Origin of the sequence: Sulfitobacter sp. PR48, from assembly GCF_028807335.1 — a bacterium.
Lineage (GTDB): Bacteria > Pseudomonadota > Alphaproteobacteria > Rhodobacterales > Rhodobacteraceae > Sulfitobacter.
On the sequence record NZ_JARAMM010000038.1, the window covers coordinates 1 to 15,995 of the forward strand.

The 15,995-nt window shown below is 63.8% G+C and carries 15 protein-coding genes; 9 read left to right on the top strand and 6 right to left on the bottom strand.

Going from position 1 to position 15,995, the window contains the following annotated elements:
• Window positions 1–201: 201 nt before the first annotated feature.
• A complete protein-coding gene (locus tag PVW51_RS23455) occupies window positions 202–1,488 on the bottom strand; it encodes a homoserine dehydrogenase (protein WP_274578089.1) in 1,287 nt (428 codons plus the stop codon).
• Window positions 1,489–1,581: 93 nt separating this feature from the next.
• Window positions 1,582–1,872 (bottom strand): hypothetical protein, encoded by a 291-nt coding sequence (locus PVW51_RS23460; RefSeq protein WP_274578090.1) that lies wholly within the window; start codon window positions 1,870–1,872, stop codon window positions 1,582–1,584.
• A gap of 78 nt (window positions 1,873–1,950) precedes the next feature.
• Between PVW51_RS23460 and PVW51_RS23465 the strand changes: the two genes are divergently transcribed.
• Window positions 1,951–2,535, top strand: a complete 585-nt coding sequence (locus PVW51_RS23465; RefSeq protein ID WP_269363881.1) for a TetR/AcrR family transcriptional regulator — start codon at window positions 1,951–1,953, stop codon at window positions 2,533–2,535.
• A gap of 328 nt (window positions 2,536–2,863) precedes the next feature.
• Window positions 2,864–3,121 carry a hypothetical protein gene (locus PVW51_RS23470; protein WP_274578092.1) on the top strand — a complete coding sequence of 86 codons (258 nt, stop codon included), beginning with the start codon at window positions 2,864–2,866 and terminating at the stop codon, window positions 3,119–3,121.
• A gap of 85 nt (window positions 3,122–3,206) precedes the next feature.
• On the opposite strand, the gene PVW51_RS23475 is transcribed toward PVW51_RS23470, so the two are convergent.
• Window positions 3,207–4,118 carry a pirin family protein gene (locus PVW51_RS23475; protein ID WP_114275733.1) on the bottom strand — a complete coding sequence of 304 codons (912 nt, stop codon included), beginning with the start codon at window positions 4,116–4,118 and terminating at the stop codon, window positions 3,207–3,209.
• A 266-nt stretch (window positions 4,119–4,384) separates the two neighbouring features.
• Here PVW51_RS23475 and PVW51_RS23480 point away from each other — a divergent pair, with 266 nt between their 5' ends.
• A complete protein-coding gene (locus PVW51_RS23480) occupies window positions 4,385–5,329 on the top strand; it encodes an NAD(P)-dependent oxidoreductase (protein ID WP_274578094.1) in 945 nt (314 codons plus the stop codon).
• Between the two features lie 67 nt (window positions 5,330–5,396).
• On the opposite strand, the gene PVW51_RS23485 is transcribed toward PVW51_RS23480, so the two are convergent.
• The 3 genes from PVW51_RS23485 to PVW51_RS23495 all read right to left on the bottom strand — a co-directional run bounded on the left by PVW51_RS23485 (window position 5,397) and on the right by PVW51_RS23495 (window position 8,025).
• Window positions 5,397–5,603 (bottom strand): cold-shock protein, encoded by a 207-nt coding sequence (locus tag PVW51_RS23485; protein WP_067293393.1) that lies wholly within the window; start codon window positions 5,601–5,603, stop codon window positions 5,397–5,399.
• A 344-nt stretch (window positions 5,604–5,947) separates the two neighbouring features.
• Entirely contained in the window at window positions 5,948–7,321 is a 1,374-nt protein-coding gene (locus PVW51_RS23490; protein ID WP_269363851.1) for an L-serine ammonia-lyase, read from the bottom strand.
• Window positions 7,321–8,025, bottom strand: a complete 705-nt coding sequence (locus PVW51_RS23495) for a glutathione S-transferase family protein (protein WP_274578102.1) — start codon at window positions 8,023–8,025, stop codon at window positions 7,321–7,323. Before PVW51_RS23495 ends, PVW51_RS23490 begins: the two co-directional genes overlap by 1 nt.
• A gap of 1,101 nt (window positions 8,026–9,126) precedes the next feature.
• Between PVW51_RS23495 and rpiA the strand changes: the two genes are divergently transcribed.
• The 6 genes from rpiA to PVW51_RS23525 all read left to right on the top strand — a co-directional run bounded on the left by rpiA (window position 9,127) and on the right by PVW51_RS23525 (window position 15,466).
• Window positions 9,127–9,915 carry a ribose-5-phosphate isomerase RpiA gene (gene rpiA / locus PVW51_RS23500; RefSeq protein WP_114275726.1) on the top strand — a complete coding sequence of 263 codons (789 nt, stop codon included), beginning with the start codon at window positions 9,127–9,129 and terminating at the stop codon, window positions 9,913–9,915.
• A gap of 20 nt (window positions 9,916–9,935) precedes the next feature.
• Window positions 9,936–11,381: an FAD-dependent oxidoreductase gene (locus PVW51_RS23505; protein WP_274578106.1), complete on the top strand. Its 1,446-nt coding sequence runs from the start codon at window positions 9,936–9,938 to the stop codon at window positions 11,379–11,381.
• Window positions 11,382–11,467: 86 nt separating this feature from the next.
• Window positions 11,468–12,682, top strand: a complete 1,215-nt coding sequence (gene hflK / locus PVW51_RS23510) for an FtsH protease activity modulator HflK (protein WP_269363843.1) — start codon at window positions 11,468–11,470, stop codon at window positions 12,680–12,682.
• Window positions 12,682–13,581, top strand: a complete 900-nt coding sequence (gene hflC, locus PVW51_RS23515; protein ID WP_269363842.1) for a protease modulator HflC — start codon at window positions 12,682–12,684, stop codon at window positions 13,579–13,581. Before hflK ends, hflC begins: the two co-directional genes overlap by 1 nt.
• Window positions 13,578–13,772, top strand: a complete 195-nt coding sequence (locus PVW51_RS23520) for a DUF2065 domain-containing protein (RefSeq protein WP_114275723.1) — start codon at window positions 13,578–13,580, stop codon at window positions 13,770–13,772. The genes hflC and PVW51_RS23520 overlap by 4 nt, the downstream gene beginning before the upstream one ends.
• A 224-nt stretch (window positions 13,773–13,996) precedes the next feature.
• Window positions 13,997–15,466: a DegQ family serine endoprotease gene (locus tag PVW51_RS23525; protein WP_274578110.1), complete on the top strand. Its 1,470-nt coding sequence runs from the start codon at window positions 13,997–13,999 to the stop codon at window positions 15,464–15,466.
• Window positions 15,467–15,995: the final 529 nt, after the last annotated feature.

Consider the following 15,995-nt stretch of genomic DNA (forward strand, 5'->3'; position numbering starts at 1 on the left):
GGGAACAACTAGCCTCACCAAATCGCCTACCCGAGGGGCGGGCAGGCGATGGCCCGGCGCCTTCGGCTTGTTCCGGGCCTGGGTGCTTGTGATCGACGTCCGCTTAACTGACCTTCACACGTGTCGCAGCGAAGGTCCGAACCGGGCCGGGGCCCATGCGGTCAGGGAAAGGGCGGAGCCGATTGCCCCGGGTCCGGTGCCTCAGACCTCTTCGATGCGCAGGGCGATGGGCGCGCCGGCCATCACGCCGGTGCCATCCATGGCGGCAATCGCGCGGTCCAGATCGGCGGGGATGGTCTTGTGGGTCACGATCAGCACCGGGGCCGTGCCGGTGTCATGTTCGTATTGCCGCATCCTGTTGATGCTGACACCCGCTTCGCCCAGGACCGTGGCGATCTTGGCCAGGGCGCCGGGTTTGTCCACCAGCGTCATGCGCAGGTAATAGGGGGCAGGGGTCTTGGACATGGCGGATTTCGCCTGTTGCAGACTGGCGGCGGGCTGGCCGAAGACGGGCATCAGCGTGCCGCGCGCGATGTCGCAGATGTCGGCCATCACCGCGCTGGCGGTGGGGCCTTCGCCCGCACCCGCGCCGCGCAGCACGATCTGGCCCACCGCATCACCATCCAGCACCACCATGTTGGTCCCGCCATCCAGCTGCCCCAGCGGCGAAGTGTCGGGCACCAGACAGGGCTGCATCCGCTGTTCCAAGCCGCGCCCGGTCTTTTGCGCCACGCCCAGCAGCTTGATCTTGTAGCCCATGTCGGCGGCGGCGTGGATGTCCTCGATGCTGACCCGCTCGATCCCTTCCAGATGAATGCCCGCGAAATCCACCTGCGCGCCAAAGGCGATGGAGGACAGGATCGCCAGCTTGTGCGCGGCATCAATGCCGCCCACATCCAGCTGCGGATCGGCCTCCAGATAGCCCAGGCCATCGGCCTCGGCAAAGATCTCCTGATAGGTTTTGCCCGAATTCTCCATCCGGGTCAGGATGTAGTTGCACGAGCCGTTCATCACGCCCATCACCCGGGTGATGGCATTGCCGGCAAGGCCCTCCATCAGCGTCTTGACCACGGGAATGCCGCCCGCGACAGCCGCCTCGAAACGCAGGTTGACGCCTTGCGCCTCTGCCAGTTCGGCCAGCGCCTGACCGTGGATCGCCAGCATCGCCTTGTTCGCCGTGACCACCTGCTTGCCCGCTTTCAGCGCAGCTTCAGTGGCGTTCTTGGCGGGGCCGTCCTCACCGCCCATGAGTTCGACAAAGACATCGACGTCATCGCGGCCGGCCAGTGCGACGGGGTCGTCCTCCCAGGCGTAGCTGTCCAGGCTGACACCCCGGTCCCGTCCCCTGGTGCGGGCAGAGACGGCGGAAATGGTGATCTTGCGGCCCGTGCGCGCCTCCAGCAGGGCGGCCTGCTGGCGGATGATGCGCACCACGCCGACCCCCACTGTGCCCAGTCCGGCAATACCAAGGCGAAGGGGATCAGACATGGGCGATATCCTTTGGGTGTGGTCAGGGTTCTGGTTCTGCCGCGATGTAGCGGTTTCACAGGCGGCGTGCAACGCAGGACCGCGGAACCGGCGCTATTGCAGACCTTCTGCCAGACGCTGCCGTTCCCGGCCCGACAGGATGGCGCCGCGCATCCGTGCCGCGCGTGACCTCAGCCGCGCCACCCGTGCCTCAAGCCGGGCCTGGGTGGCCTGCGCATCGACCCTGCCCGCGGTGGCCTGCGCCAGCAAAGGTTCAAGCGGCACCAGGGCGGGGTAATCGGCGGCGGCCATTTCGGGCGAAATCGTCCGGTCCAGCTCGGGGAACTGGGTGCAGGCGGCAAGGCAGCAGGCGGCCAGCAGGGCAATCGGGGGGCGTATGCTCATGACAACTTTCTTGCACCAGCCTGTCTGACAGCGCAAGCGGGCTTTGCTTTCGGATGCAGTTTCAGTAATCAGGGGGTCATGGCGCGTACAACAGGTTCACATTCCGATATCACGGGGCCACGGGTCCGTGCGGCGGCGCTGAAGCTGTTCGCGCGCGGTGGCTATGCGGCGGTGTCGATGCGCGCCATCGCGGCAGAGGTGGGCGTGCAGGCCGGGGCGCTTTACAATTACACCCCTGACAAGCAGACCCTGCTGTTCGAACTGATGCGCGACCACCTTGAGGCGCTGCTTTGTGCCCTGCCGGTGCCAAGGGGCGATGCCCTGGCGCAGCTTGAGGATTTTGTCGCCTTCCACATCAGGTTTCACGCCGACCGGCCCGATGAGGTCTTCATCGCCTATATGGAATTGCGCAACCTTGATGAGGAGAATTTCGCCGAGGTCGAGCGCCTGCGCCGGATGTACGAGAACCGGCTGGAAAACGTCCTGCGTGCGGGTGTGGACAGCGGCGATTTCGCGGTCAAGGACACCAAGATCGTGACTCTGGCGATCATCGCGATGCTGACCGGGGTGAACACATGGTTCCGCGAGAGCGGGCGGCTGTCCCTGGACGAGGTTGTCGGGCAATACTGGGACATGGTGCGCAAGGCGGTCAGCGCAGCCTGAAACGCCCGCGCGGGGCATCCCCGGCGGTGATGTTTGGCTGTTGATATCTGATGATCACGAAGCGTCGGTAAAAAGGCGGCGCCGCCAGATCGGAGGTATGAGACGGGATTTTACCCCGCATTCCTGAACCGTTCAGATATGGCCCGATGTGCCGGGCCTCTTCTCCGGGTCGATACCGCAGGGGTGAAAGCCCTGCAGCTGTGTCATGACAGGGCAGGGTTTTAGGCCAGCGGGGTTAAGACATGCTGACACAAGCGTGCGCCGGGGGGCGCAACAGGCCTGCCGCCAGGCTGTTCCGGGACATGCCGGAATGTGCTAGGATGGCGGCATGACCGAGGACGAACATCTTGCATGGTTGAAAAAGATCATGCCCATGGTGGCCACGCTGATGACCCTGGGCACATTCCTCGTGATCCGGCTGGCGGGTCATGGCAATGGCACGGCGCTGCTGGTCGCGGGCATCATGTTCGGCTTTGTGCTTCTGATGTACGGCGCGCGGGTCGTTCTTGGGGTCAAGGGCTTTGTCGTGGTGATCGGGGCAGGTGCTGTGATTCTGTGGCGCCTGCAACGGAACGGCTATTTCTGACCGGCACCCTGCAACCGGATTACGCTGCACTGTCCTGAGAAAGTGAGGTGGGCGCATGGCCCACCCCTGTTTCAATGCGCCGGTTTCAATGCGCCGGTTTGATGAACTTGCCATTGCGCAGGTCGGCAAAGGCCTGTTCCAGCTCGGCGCGGGTGTTCATCACGATGGGGCCGTGCCAGGCCACGGGTTCCTCGATCGGCGCGCCCGAGATCAGCAGGAAACGCAGCCCTTCCTCGCCCGCCTGAACGGTCACCTCGTCCCCGGTGCCAAAGCGGATCAGGGTGCGGTCGCCGCTGAGATCGCGGATGTTGACCTCTTCGCCGGCCACTTCCTTTTCCAGCAGCACGCCGGAGGGGGCAGAGGCATCAGCAAAGGCGCCGGCCCCCTGGAACACATAGGCGAATGCCCGGCGGTAGGTGTCGATGCGGAAGGTCTTTTTCACGCCCGCAGGCACGGTGATGTCGAGGTACTGCGGGTCTGCCGCGATCCCGTCCACCGGGCCGGTCTTGCCCCAGAAGTTGCCGGTGATCACCTTGACCTGCGTGCCGTCGTCATCCGTCACCACCGGAATATCGGCCGAGGTCACGTCCTGGTAGCGCGGCGCGGTCATCTTCTGCGCGGCGGGCAGGTTGCCCCAAAGCTGGAAACCATGCATCTGACCGCGCGCGTTTCCGGCGGGCATTTCCTGATGCAGGATGCCGGAACCGGCGGTCATCCATTGCACGTCACCAGCGCCCAGCGTGCCGGTATTGCCCAGGGAATCGCCATGTTCGACCGTGCCTTCCAGCACATAGGTGATCGTTTCGATCCCCCGGTGGGGGTGCCAGGGAAAGCCCTTTTCAAAATCCTCGGGCCGTTCGTTGCGGAAATCGTCGAACAGCAGGAAGGGGTCCAGTTCCGACGGGTCCTGAAAGCCAAAGGCGCGGTGCAGTTTGACACCCGCACCTTCAAGCGTGGGGATTGCGCGACGTGTCTCAAGTGTGGGTCTGAGGGACATGACAATTCTCCTTGTCTGAAGCTGCAAGACAGATAGGTGCGCCGCGCGCAGCTGAAAAGAGAATTGCAGGCACGGGCTCTGTGCAAAAATGCGAGATTGCGGGGAATCCTTGCGGCAACCGCTCCGATTTCAGCTTTTTGGGCGGCTACGCGAAGTAGCCTCCGGGCAGGACCCGCGTGGCTGACCTGTCGCCTGACCCGTCGCAATCAGGCGCGACAGGTCGCAGGTCAGCCGCGTTGATGGGGGTGCCCGGACAGGAGAGATGGATGAAAGTCGGATTTGTCGGATTGGGGAACGTCGGTGGCAAGCTGGCGGGATCGCTGCTGCGCAACGGGATAGAGCTGCATGTGCATGACCTGAACGCGGAACTTGTCGCCGCGAAGGTGGCGAAAGGCGCGAAAGCCGCCGCCGGTCCCGGCGCGCTGATGCAATCTTGCGATCTGGTGATCACCTGCCTGCCCAGCCCCGCCGCCTGCGCCGCCGTGCTGGCGCAGATGTTGCCCCATGTCGGCCCCGGCAAGATCTGGATGGAGATGTCGACCACCGATGCCGATCAGATCAAGGCCCATGCCGACGCGGTGATCGCAAAGGGCGGAGAGGCGGTGGATTGCCCGGTCTCGGGCGGGTGCCACCGGGCAGATACCGGCAATATCAGCATCTATGCGGGCTGCACGCGTGCCACCTTTGAAAAGGTCCTGCCGATCCTGACCCATATGGGCCGCCGCATTTTGCATGTGGGCGATGTGGGGGTGTCCAGCACGCTCAAGGTCATGACCAACTATCTGGCCACCATCAACCTTTTGTCGCTCTGCGAGGCGCTGACGGTGATGAAGGCGGCGGGCATGGACCTTGGCGTCACCTATGAGGCGATTGCGGCATCCTCGGGCAATTCATTCGTGCATGAGACCGAAAGCCAGCTGATCCTGTCGGGGTCGCGGGATGTGAACTTTACCCTCGACCTTGTGCAAAAGGACGTGGGCCTGTTCCAGAAACTGGCCGATGACAACGGGGTGCCGCTGGAACTGTCGCCGCTGATGATCAAGATGCTGAGCGACGGGCAGCGCCGCTATGGTGTCAGCGCCCAGTCGGACCGGATGATCGAACGGCTGGAGGAGGCGACGGGCCTCAGCATCACCGCAGCGGGCTTTCCGACCGAGCTGACCGACGATGAACCCGAAGCGCGCGGGTATGAGGTGCCGCTGCGCCGGTAACCTGCCCTGAAACGCAAAACGCGGCCCCTTTCCAGGGACCGCGTTTCAAATCTCGTCGCAGGGTGGCTTATGCCAGTGCGATGTTCGTCGCCGATTCGCGACCGTCACGGCCCGCTTCGATGTCGAATGTCACTTTCTGGTCGTCTGCCAGGCCGGTCAGGCCTGCGCGCTCAACAGCAGAAATATGGACGAAAACGTCCTTGCTGCCGCCATCGGGTGCGATAAAGCCGAAGCCTTTTGTTGTGTTGAACCATTTTACGGTGCCAGTGGCCATATCCGTAGTCTCCGTTTTTGGGTCTGTCCGCGGTATGCGACAGCTTGGCGTGGTCGATCTGGATCGGGACTGAACGCCGTATGAAGGAGACAGTGGGTCGAAAAAGAATAACGTTTGCCCCGCCCGCATATCGGAAATCCCATGGCAAATCAAGTGGGTGATGTGGTGACCCTGCGTGCCCTGCGCGGGCGGGCAGGTTTTTGCCCACAATCGGCGGCTTTGACGGCATTCTGCGTCCTGACCGGCGCCGAGCCGTCCTGCCGCAGCGTTTCGTCGTGCGCCGGGCGGGGCGCTTGGGGGGCAGGCACCGCGCCTTGGTCTGTCAACGCGCGACGTGCCGCAGTTCAGCAGTTCGGCACATTCACCGCCAGACCGCCCAGCGAGGTTTCCTTGTATTTCTCCGACATATCCGCCCCGGTCTGGCGCATCGTCTCGATACAGGCATCCAGCGGCACCAGATGGGTGCCGTCGCCGCGCAGGGCGAGCGAGGCCGCCGAAACCGCCTTGATCGCGCCCAGGCCGTTGCGTTCGATGCAGGGCACCTGGACCAGCCCGCGCACCGGGTCGCAGGTCATGCCAAGGTGATGCTCCAGCGCGATTTCAGCGGCATTTTCAATCTGTTCCGGCGTGCCGCCCATGACGGCACAAAGACCCGCCGCAGACATGGCGGCGGCAGAGCCCACTTCGGCCTGACAGCCCGCCTCGGCCCCCGAGATGGAGGCGTTGAACTTGACCAGCCCGCCGATGGCGGCTGCGGTCAGCAGGAAATCCTCGATATGGCTTTCCGACGCGCCGGGCACATGGTCGAGGTAATAGCGCAGGGTGGCGGGCATTACGCCGGCCGCGCCATTGGTGGGCGCGGTGACCACCTGACCGCCGGCCGCGTTTTCCTCGTTCACCGCCATGGCATAGACGCTCATCCAGTCGTTGATCGTATGGGGCGCGCGCTGGTTCTGGCCACGCTCGGCCATCAGCGCATCGTAAATGCCCTTGGCGCGGCGCTTGACGCTCAGGCCGCCGGGCAGGATGCCGTCGGTGGTCAGCCCCCGGTCGATGCAGTCGTTCATCACCTGCCAGAGCTTCCTGGACCCTTCGCGCAGGTTGACCTCGCCGCCGCGCGAGATTTCGTTGGCGCGTTTCATTGCCGCGATGCTCTTGCCCGAGGACTTTGCCATCTCCAGCATCTCGGCGGCGGATTTGAACGGGTAGGGCACCGGTGCGCCCTCGTCGGTATCCTTGCCCGCGGCCAGTTCGGCCTCGGTCATGACAAAACCGCCGCCAACGGAATAGAAGGTCTCGCGCAGGACCACATCGCCCTGGGCGTCGCGGGCCATCAGCAACATGCCATTGGCATGGCCCGCAAGCTTGGTGTCGTAGTCGAAAACCATGTCCGCCCTGGGGTCGAAACGCAGGGGCGGCAGCCCCTCGACCTCGATCACATGGGTCTCGGCGATCTGTTTCAGCACCGCCTCGGCGCGTTCGTGGTCATAATCGCGCGGGGTGAACCCGGCGAGGCCCAGGATCGTCGCCCGGTCCGTGGCATGGCCGACACCGGTAAAGGCCAGCGACCCGTGCAGCGAGGCGCGCAACCCCGCGAAATGGAAGGGCGAGGCGCGCATCATGTCGAGGAACCGCGCGGCGGCGACCATCGGGCCCATGGTGTGGGAGGAGGACGGGCCGATGCCCACCTTGAACATGTCGAAAACGGAGAGGAACATCAGGTGGCACTTCCTTCGGGCGGGGTGGCCAGTTGTGGCGCGGTGAATGGGGTTGGTCCCAGCCCTTCGGCAGCTTGCGCGGCGCGGGTGCAGGGCAGGGTTTCAAGCATCAGGCAAAGATTGTGCAGATGGGCGGTCTGCGCAAGCCGGAACCATGAACGGTCGGCGGCCAGGGGGTAAAGCGCGCACCAGCGCAGGCAGCAGGCGAGGTAGAAATGCAGGATGCCGGGGGTCTGCGGATCAAGCCAGGCCGGACCGGAGGCCGCCAGCCTGTCGAGCTGCGCAAGATGCGATGCCAGTGCCATCTGCATGGTCTGTCGCAGGGCGGCCTGATGCGCCGGATCGGGGCCTGCATATTTTTCCGGATAAAAGGTCATGCGCAGTGCCGGGTGCAGCGTGTTCGACACGAAGAACAGCCATTTGAGGAAGGCCGCCCGGTCGGGGTGATCCGGTGCCGGGGCCATGCCGCCATGGGTATCGGCCAGCCACAGCAGGATCGCGCCGGTCTCGAAGATCGGCCCCTGCGGCGTCTCCAGCACCGGGATCAGCCCGTGGGGGTTCAACCCGCGATAGGCGGGCGAGCCTTGCTCACCTGTTGCGCGGTTCACCAGCCTGGTCTCGAAGGGCCGGCCCATATGGTCCAGCGCCAGCCGGACGATCAGCGAGGCATTGTCGGGGGCGTAGTGAAGGACATATCGGTTCATGAAACCTGACCTAGCGCAGGCAGGGCCGCGCGCACGTTCGAAAACGACGCTTGATGTGCTGGTCGACACCAAAACGTTCGTCCAGTGCCGCCAGGATCGACGGGATGTTCTACAGCGGGCCGCCGGCGCCGCGCAAGCAAACCGGTACTGCGGAGACAGGGTCAGCGGGGGGCGGCTCAGTTCCGAAAATACCCGATGCTGCGAGAGGCATAAACGGCAGCTTTTGATCGGGTGGCCAAAACCGTGACAAAACGCGGAGCAGTTTGGCCAGAGGTTTGTGGCACAGGATTTTTCGACGATGGCGGTTGAGCCTCGCGAAGTGGCGAAAACGAGCGTATTTGGCGCATCTATTCTGTCAGGGGGTTTATGTCAGGTGAGCGGACATTGCTGCCGTCGATCACTGGCAACCAAAGCCCGGAACAAGCCGAAGGCGCCGGGCCATCGCCTGCCCGCCCCTCGGGTAGGCGATTTGGTGAGGCTGGGTGTTCCCTCGTTAGGATTCATCACGGTTGAGAAATAAAGTGGTATGAACATAGCTCGGCATCGCCCACCCCGGGCAGGCGACGGCCCGGCTTGTGTCTCATGTCACTCCGGGCTCGTTCCGGACCTTCTCCGCACCGCAGAATGTGCCAAAACTCAACCGTTTCTGACACAGCCGATAACCACCGCTTTTGTCACTGCGGTACTCTTCATCGCAGACTTTCGCGCCGCCTCAGCGAAGGCCCACCCCATCCGCTCACCCGACACGCGATCCGCGCGGGCTTCGCGCAGGCTTTCGGCGTGTCCGGGGGTGTCGGTGCCGGACAGCCATGATGAAAACGGATAGAATCCTCCCCCCGGCACGGGACTGGCCCGGCTGGCGCTGTCGGGGGGAATCGATGCCGCCGGTGCTGGTGCCTGTTCCGCCCTGGCACCGCGATTGCGGCGCTGATGGTGGGTGCTGCGTGGTGCCGCATGGGTGACCGCCGGGTTGGCGCGCCGGCCCCGGGGCGGTTTTGGCCCGGTGCTTTCGATTTCACACAAAAACCCGGCGCTAGCCCCTCGCACCGGGCCGCTAATGTCCCTATAACCCGGTCAGGTTACGCAAAAGGAAGCTGCCTCATGGCCGGAGAACTGTCTCCCATCGACAAGGCAAAGTTTGTTGCCGCGAAACGCGCGGCCCAGTTTGTCGAAGACGGCATGCGCGTGGGGCTTGGCACCGGGTCCACCGCCGCCTGGCTGGTGCGCTGCCTGGGCGAAATGGTGCGCGATGACGGGCTGCGCATCCGGGGCGTGCCGACATCGGCGCGCACGGCGGAACTGGCCCGCAACGTGGGCATCGAGGTGATTTCGCTGGATGAGGCGAAATGGCTGGACCTGACCATTGACGGAGCGGATGAATTCGACGGCGAGCTGAACCTGATCAAGGGCGGCGGCGGCGCGCTGCTGCAGGAAAAGATCGTGGCGACGGCAAGCGACCAGATGGTGGTCATCGCGGATATCGGCAAGGAAGTCGAACATCTGGGCGCCTTTCCGCTGCCGATCGAGGTGATCCCCTTTGGCTGGCAGACCACTCAGGCGCTGGTGGAGGAAACGCTGATCTCGATGGATGTGCTGGGCCGGTCTTCGACCCTGCGGATGAACGGCGATACCCCCTTCATCACCGACGAGGGCAACCATATCCTCGATCTGCACCTGAACCGGATCGGCAATGCGCGGCAGCTGGCGCTGGTTCTGAACCAGATGCCCGGCGTGGTGGAGAACGGGTTGTTCATCGACATCTGTGACGCAGTCGTGATCGGCTACGGGGATGGCAGGGTCGAGGTGCGCGACATAAATGAGGGGACAGTCGCGACGGAGCGGCTGGACTTTGTGGAAACGGACAATCTGTTTTCCGACCTCAGCGAGTGACCGAGAATAAGGAAGAACCAATGGCTGACACCGATTTCGACTATGATCTTTTTGTGATCGGCGGCGGCTCTGGCGGGGTGCGCGCCGCGCGTGTCGCCGCAGGCGAATACGGGGCAAAGGTCGCGCTGGCAGAGGATGACCGCTATGGCGGCACCTGCGTGATCCGGGGCTGCGTGCCGAAAAAGCTGATGGTCTTTGCCTCTACCTATTCCGATGTGGTGGAAGAGGCGAGAAGCTATGGCTGGGACCACAGGCAGGGGCCGTTTGACTGGCAGGATTTCCGGGGCCGGCTGACGCAGGAACTCGACCGGCTGGAAGGGGTCTATCGCAAGCTGCTGGCCAATTCCGGGGTGGAGACCTTTGACCTGCGCGCGCGCCTGAAGGATGCGCATACGGTCGAACTGGCCGATGGCACCACGAAGACGGCGAAACATATTCTGGTGGCGACCGGCGGCCATCCGGTGCGCCCTGAACTGCCGAATGCGGAGCTGGGCATCGTGTCGGATGACATCTTTCATCTGGACCAGCTGCCGAAATCCATCCTGATCATCGGCGGCGGCTATATCGCCTGTGAATTCGCCTGCATCCTGCGCGGTCTGGGTGTCGAGGTGACGCAATATTACCGTGGCGCGCAGATCCTGCGTGGCTTTGACGACGAAGCGCGCGGGCTTGTCGCCGAAAGCATGCGCGACAGCGGCATCGACCTGCACACCGGCACCAATATCGTCGAGATGGCCCTGGCCGAGGACCGCAAGGATGGCCCGCAACCCACCGCATCCGCTGCCTCCATGGGGGCAGGCGTGAAACAGGCCGCGGGCCGGTCCGGGCCGGTCTGGGTCAAATCGACCAATGGCGGCGAAAAGGTCTTTGACATGGTGCTTTTCGCCACCGGGCGCGACCCGTCGAGCAAGGACATGGGGCTGGAAGAGATCGGCGTGACCCTGGGCCGTCGCGGCGAGATCAAGGTGGATGAATACAGCCAGACCGGCGTGCCCTCGGTCTATGCCATCGGCGATGTGACCGACCGGGTGAACCTGACACCGGTTGCGATCCGCGAGGGGATGGCCTTTGTCGAGACCGTCTTTGGCGGCAATCCGACCCCGGTGGATCATGATCTGATCCCCTCGGCCATCTTCACCCAGCCCGAGATGGGCACGGTGGGGCTGAGCGAGGAAGAGGCGCGCGACCGCGAGCCGGTCGAGATCTATTGCACATCGTTCAAACCGATGCAGAGTGCCTTTGCGGGCAAATCCGACCGGGTGCTGATGAAACTGGTGGTGTCGCGCGAAACCCGCGTTGTGCTGGGCTGCCATATCGTCGCACCCAATGCGGGTGAATTGATCCAGATGGCGGGCATTGCGGTCAAGGCGAAGCTGACCAAGGAACAGTTCGATGCAACCTGTGCGGTGCATCCGACCATGTCGGAAGAACTGGTCACCATGCGCAAGCCGGTCCGCACTGCTTGAATCCGGGCTGTTTGCGCCCACATTCAAAAGCGTACATAGAGTAACTTGAGAAGGCCGTGTTTCGCGGCACAGAGGGGAAAAGACTTATGGCTGGCAATTCGGGCGGCCCCTGGGGAGGGGGCGGCAACAACGGCGGAGGTCGTGACAAGGGGCAAGGCGGACAGGGCGGCGATCGTGGCCAGGGTGGCCGCGGGCAGGGCAGCGACAAGCCGCAGATCCCCGAAATCGACGATCTGGTCAAGAAGGGCCAGGAACAGCTTCGCGTCCTGATGGGCGGCGGCAACCGGAACCGGGGCAATGGCACCGGCGGCGGTGGCGGCAATGGTGGCCCTGCGCTGACGCGCGGCACGGTCGGGCTCGGCCTTCTGGCGGCGGCGGGGCTTTGGGCCTTTACCAGCTTTTACACGGTACGCCCCGAACAGCAGTCCATCGAGCTTTTCCTGGGTGAATTTTACCAGGTCGGCACCGAAGGTCTGAACTTTGCCCCATGGCCCTTTGTCACCGCAGAAGTCTTTGACGTGACCACCAACCGCACCGAAGAGATCGGCGTGGGCCGTGGTGCATCGGACAATGACGGCCTGATGCTGACCACGGATGAAAATATCGTGGACATCGACTTTCAGGTGGTCTGGAACATCAAGAACGCGCGCGATTTCAAGTTCTCGCTGCGCGACCCGGAAGCCAGCGTGCGGGCGATTTCGGAATCCGCCATGCGGGAGGTCATCGCGCAGTCCGAACTGGCACCGATCCTGAACCGGGACCGGGGGGCGGTGGCAGACCGCGTCAAGGAGCTGATCCAGACGACGCTGGACAACCGTGAAACCGGGATCAACATCCTGCGTGTCAACCTGAACAAGGTGGACCCGCCCAGCCAGACCGTCACGATCACCAATACCGATGGTGTCACCACGCAGGAATCGGCTGTGGATGCCTTCCGCGACGTGCAGGCCGCCGAACAGGAACGCGACCGGCTTGAACGTCAGGCGGATGCCTATGCCAACCGGCGCACCGCCGAAGCGCGCGGCGAAAGCGCGCAATTGCTGGAAGCCGCCGAAGGTTACCGGGCGCGTGTCGTCAATGACGCGGTAGGTGAGGCGAGCCGTTTCGAGGCGGTGCTGACGGAATATCAGCAGGCCCCGGAGGTGACGCGCAAGCGTCTTTACATCGAAACCATGCAGAAGGTGCTGGGCGATGTCGACAAGATCATCCTTGAGGGTGGTGTCGGCGGCACCGGCGGGGGGCAGGGCGTTGTGCCCTATCTGCCGCTGAACGAGTTGCGTCGCAATGGAGGGTCGAACTGATGCGCAGGATCGGATTTTTGATACCCATCGCGGTGATTGCGCTTGTGGCGCTGCTGTCGTCGATCTTTGTCGTGGACGAACGCGAGAAAGCCCTGGTTCTGCGCTTTGGCCAGATCAAGCAGGTCAGGACCGAGCCGGGCATCGGCTTCAAGGTGCCGCTGCTGGACGAGGTCGTGCGCTTCGAGGACCGGATCCTCACGCTTGAGACCGAGCTGATCGAGATCACACCGGCCGATGACCGGCGTCTGCTGGTCGATGCGCTGGTGCTCTACCGCATTGATGATGTCGTGCAGTTCCGTCAGGCCATTGGTGTCGGCGGCCAGCGTCAGGCCGAAAACGACCTGAGCGGCATCATGGAATCGCAGATCCGCGCCGTGCTCGGCTCGCAGGGGGTGACGTCGAACACCATCCTGTCGCCGGAACGGTCGGGGCTGATGGACCAGATCCGCGAGAATGCGGACCAGCGTGCAAGCGTGCTGGGCCTGAGCGTTGTGGATGTGCGGCTGCGGCAGACAAACCTGCCGGAGCAGAACTTTGACGCGACCCTGCAACGGATGATCGCCGAGCGGGACCGCGAGGCGACAGACGAGCGCGCCCGTGGCCAGGAAGCGGCGCAACGGATCCGGGCGCTGGCCGACCGGACCTATGAGGAAATCCTCTCCGAGGCGCGCCGCGATGCGCGCATCATCGAGGGTGAGGCAGATGCCGAGCGCAACAAGATCTTTGCGCAGGCCTATGGCAAGGATCAGGAATTCTTTGAGTTCTACCGGTCCCTGACCGCCTATGAAGAAGCGCTGAAAGGGTCGAATTCGACCATGGTCATGTCCCCGGATTCGGAGTTCTTCAACTACCTGCGGTCCGACCAGGGCAGCCGCTCTGTCGAGGGTGAAACCCGGTGACATTGCTGCTGCTGGCTTTCGGGCTGGTGATGGTTCTGGAGGGGCTGGTCTATGCGCTGGCCCCTTCGCTTTTGGAGCGTATGCTGGAACTGCTGCGCGAGATGCCGCAGGGGGCGGTGCGGCAGATCGGTGCGCTGGTCGTGGTCTGTGGGCTGATCCTGATTTGGACCGCTTTCCAGATCGGCCTGTAAGCCGGCGCAGGGGCTGAATGCTCCGGTAAATCCCTGTCACGATGACGCCCCGGCCCGTTTCAGGCGCCGGCGGGCGGCCGCCCTGCACAGATTGGGCCCGGCGCTGTTGAAAACCCCGTGATCAGGCACATCTTTGATATTGCGGTGCATAGGTTCACCATGCACTCTGTCGGCAAGATGTTTCGGGCAGGCTTGCCCCATCGGATAAAGCAGGAGAAGACCCAATGCAGTCACGGGCACAAGTGCGCGCCGTCCCATTCCATGAAAGCCGGATGTTCCGGGGGCTGATGTTGAGCCTGCTGGCCTTTGTGCTGATTGTGGCGCAGGCCATCGCGGTATTGGCCAAGCCCGAAAGCCTGGCCCCGCTGGCGGAACAGATCAGCCCCTCGGTGGTGAACATCACCACCTCGACGGTTGTCGAAGGGCGCACCGGCCCGCAGGGCATCGTGCCGGAGGGCTCTCCCTTTGAGGATTTCTTTCGCGAATTCCGCGACCGCAACAATGGCGGCAATGGCGAAAGACCGCGCCGCTCCTCTGCGCTGGGGTCCGGCTTTGTGATCTCGGAAGACGGCTATGTGGTCACCAACAACCACGTGATCGACGGCGCGGATGAGATTACCATCGAATTCTTTTCCGGCAAGGAGCTGATCGCCAAGGTGATCGGCACCGACCCCAACACCGACATTGCCCTGCTCAAGGTAGAGGCGGACAGCCCGCTGCCCTATGTGACCTTCGGCGACAGCAACAAGGCGCGTGTGGGCGATTGGGTGATCGCCATGGGCAACCCGCTGGGGCAGGGGTTTTCCGTCAGCGCGGGCATCGTGTCGGCGCGCAACCGCGCCCTGTCGGGCACCTATGACGATTACATCCAGACCGATGCGGCGATCAACCGGGGCAACTCCGGCGGGCCGCTGTTCAACATGGACGGCCAGGTGATCGGGGTGAACACCGCGATCCTGTCACCCAATGGCGGCTCCATCGGGATCGGCTTCTCGATGGCCTCCAACGTGGTCACCCGCGTGGTCGACCAGCTCAAGGAATATGGCGAGACCCGGCGCGGCTGGCTGGGTGTGCGCATTCAGGATGTGACGCAGGACGTGGCGGATGCGATGGGCCTTGCCAAGGCGACCGGCGCGCTGATCACCGATGTGCCGGAGGGCCCCGCCAAGGAAGCGGGCCTGCTGACCGGGGATGTGATCATGTCCTTTGATGGTGTCGAAGTGGCCGATACGCGCGCATTGGTGCGCCAGGTCGGCAATTCGCCGGTCGGGGCCAGCGTGCGCGTCACCGTGATGCGCGAGGGCAAGAGCCAGACCGTCAAGGTGGTGCTGGGCCGCCGCGAGGATGCGGACAGCGAGGAACCGGCCGCGACCCCCGAGGATGCGCCGGCCCAGACCTCCATGCTGGGTCTGACCCTGACGCCGCTCACCGATGAGATTCGCGAGGAACTGGGGGCCGATGCAGGCACCGATGGCCTGGCGGTGACCGAGGTGGATGAAGCATCGGAAGCCTTCGAGAAAGGGCTGCGTATCGGCGATATCATCACCGAGGCCGGTCAGCAGAAGGTGACCTCCATCGCGGATCTGGAAGCGCGGATCGAAGCGGCACAGGACGCGGGCCGCAAATCGCTCCTGCTGCTGGTGCGCCGCGCCGGTGATCCCCGCTTCGTTGCGCTGACACTGGACAACGGCTGAGCCTTCCTTGCCCCTCGTGATGCGAAGGTGCGAAAGGTCGCACCTTCGTCAGATGCCGGGCAAAACCGGCTTTGGCGTACCATCGTCGATCCGGAGGGCGATGCGATGTCGGAAGGATGGGGCAGGGGCAGAGCTGTCATTCATCGAAACTGCGGTAAAAGGCAGGTTCGGGCCCAGAGGGACGCAAAGCGCAAGCCGGGCCGTCGCCTGCCCGTCATGCCAAAGGCATGCCGACGATCAACGGCGCACCTTCGCTGCGACGCACGGGCAGGCGATGGCCCGGCGCCTGCGGCTTGTTCCGGGCCTGGGTTCCACTGTTCGACGGCAGCAATTTCCCGTTTATCTGACCTTCACACCCGTCGCAGCGAAGGTCCGGAAAGAGCCCGAAGTGACATGAGGCGTCAGCCGGGCATCGCCCGACCTGGAGGGCGTTCCAGACCTGTATGCGATGGGAAACGTTTCAGCCCGCAGACCGGATCATGGCTTGGCTGACGGTGCAAAATCGCCCTCCGGGGGGAGGTCGGGCGAT

Bases quoted from the DNA above. Each gene is read 5' to 3' on its own strand.
- rpiA (WP_114275726.1), top strand. From the start codon at position 9,127: ATGGCCGGAGAACTGTCTCCCATCGACAAGGCAAAGTTTGTTGCCGCG.
- PVW51_RS23480 (WP_274578094.1), top strand. From the start codon at position 4,385: ATGAAAGTCGGATTTGTCGGATTGGGGAACGTCGGTGGCAAGCTGGCG.
- PVW51_RS23505 (WP_274578106.1), top strand. From the start codon at position 9,936: ATGGCTGACACCGATTTCGACTATGATCTTTTTGTGATCGGCGGCGGC.
- PVW51_RS23455 (WP_274578089.1), bottom strand. From the start codon at position 1,488: ATGTCTGATCCCCTTCGCCTTGGTATTGCCGGACTGGGCACAGTGGGG.
- hflK (WP_269363843.1), top strand. From the start codon at position 11,468: ATGGCTGGCAATTCGGGCGGCCCCTGGGGAGGGGGCGGCAACAACGGC.
- PVW51_RS23525 (WP_274578110.1), top strand. From the start codon at position 13,997: ATGCAGTCACGGGCACAAGTGCGCGCCGTCCCATTCCATGAAAGCCGG.
- PVW51_RS23465 (WP_269363881.1), top strand. From the start codon at position 1,951: ATGGCGCGTACAACAGGTTCACATTCCGATATCACGGGGCCACGGGTC.
- hflC (WP_269363842.1), top strand. From the start codon at position 12,682: ATGCGCAGGATCGGATTTTTGATACCCATCGCGGTGATTGCGCTTGTG.
- PVW51_RS23485 (WP_067293393.1), bottom strand. From the start codon at position 5,603: ATGGCCACTGGCACCGTAAAATGGTTCAACACAACAAAAGGCTTCGGC.
- PVW51_RS23490 (WP_269363851.1), bottom strand. From the start codon at position 7,321: ATGTTCCTCTCCGTTTTCGACATGTTCAAGGTGGGCATCGGCCCGTCC.
- PVW51_RS23475 (WP_114275733.1), bottom strand. From the start codon at position 4,118: ATGTCCCTCAGACCCACACTTGAGACACGTCGCGCAATCCCCACGCTT.
- PVW51_RS23460 (WP_274578090.1), bottom strand. From the start codon at position 1,872: ATGAGCATACGCCCCCCGATTGCCCTGCTGGCCGCCTGCTGCCTTGCC.
- PVW51_RS23495 (WP_274578102.1), bottom strand. From the start codon at position 8,025: ATGAACCGATATGTCCTTCACTACGCCCCCGACAATGCCTCGCTGATC.
- PVW51_RS23470 (WP_274578092.1), top strand. From the start codon at position 2,864: ATGACCGAGGACGAACATCTTGCATGGTTGAAAAAGATCATGCCCATG.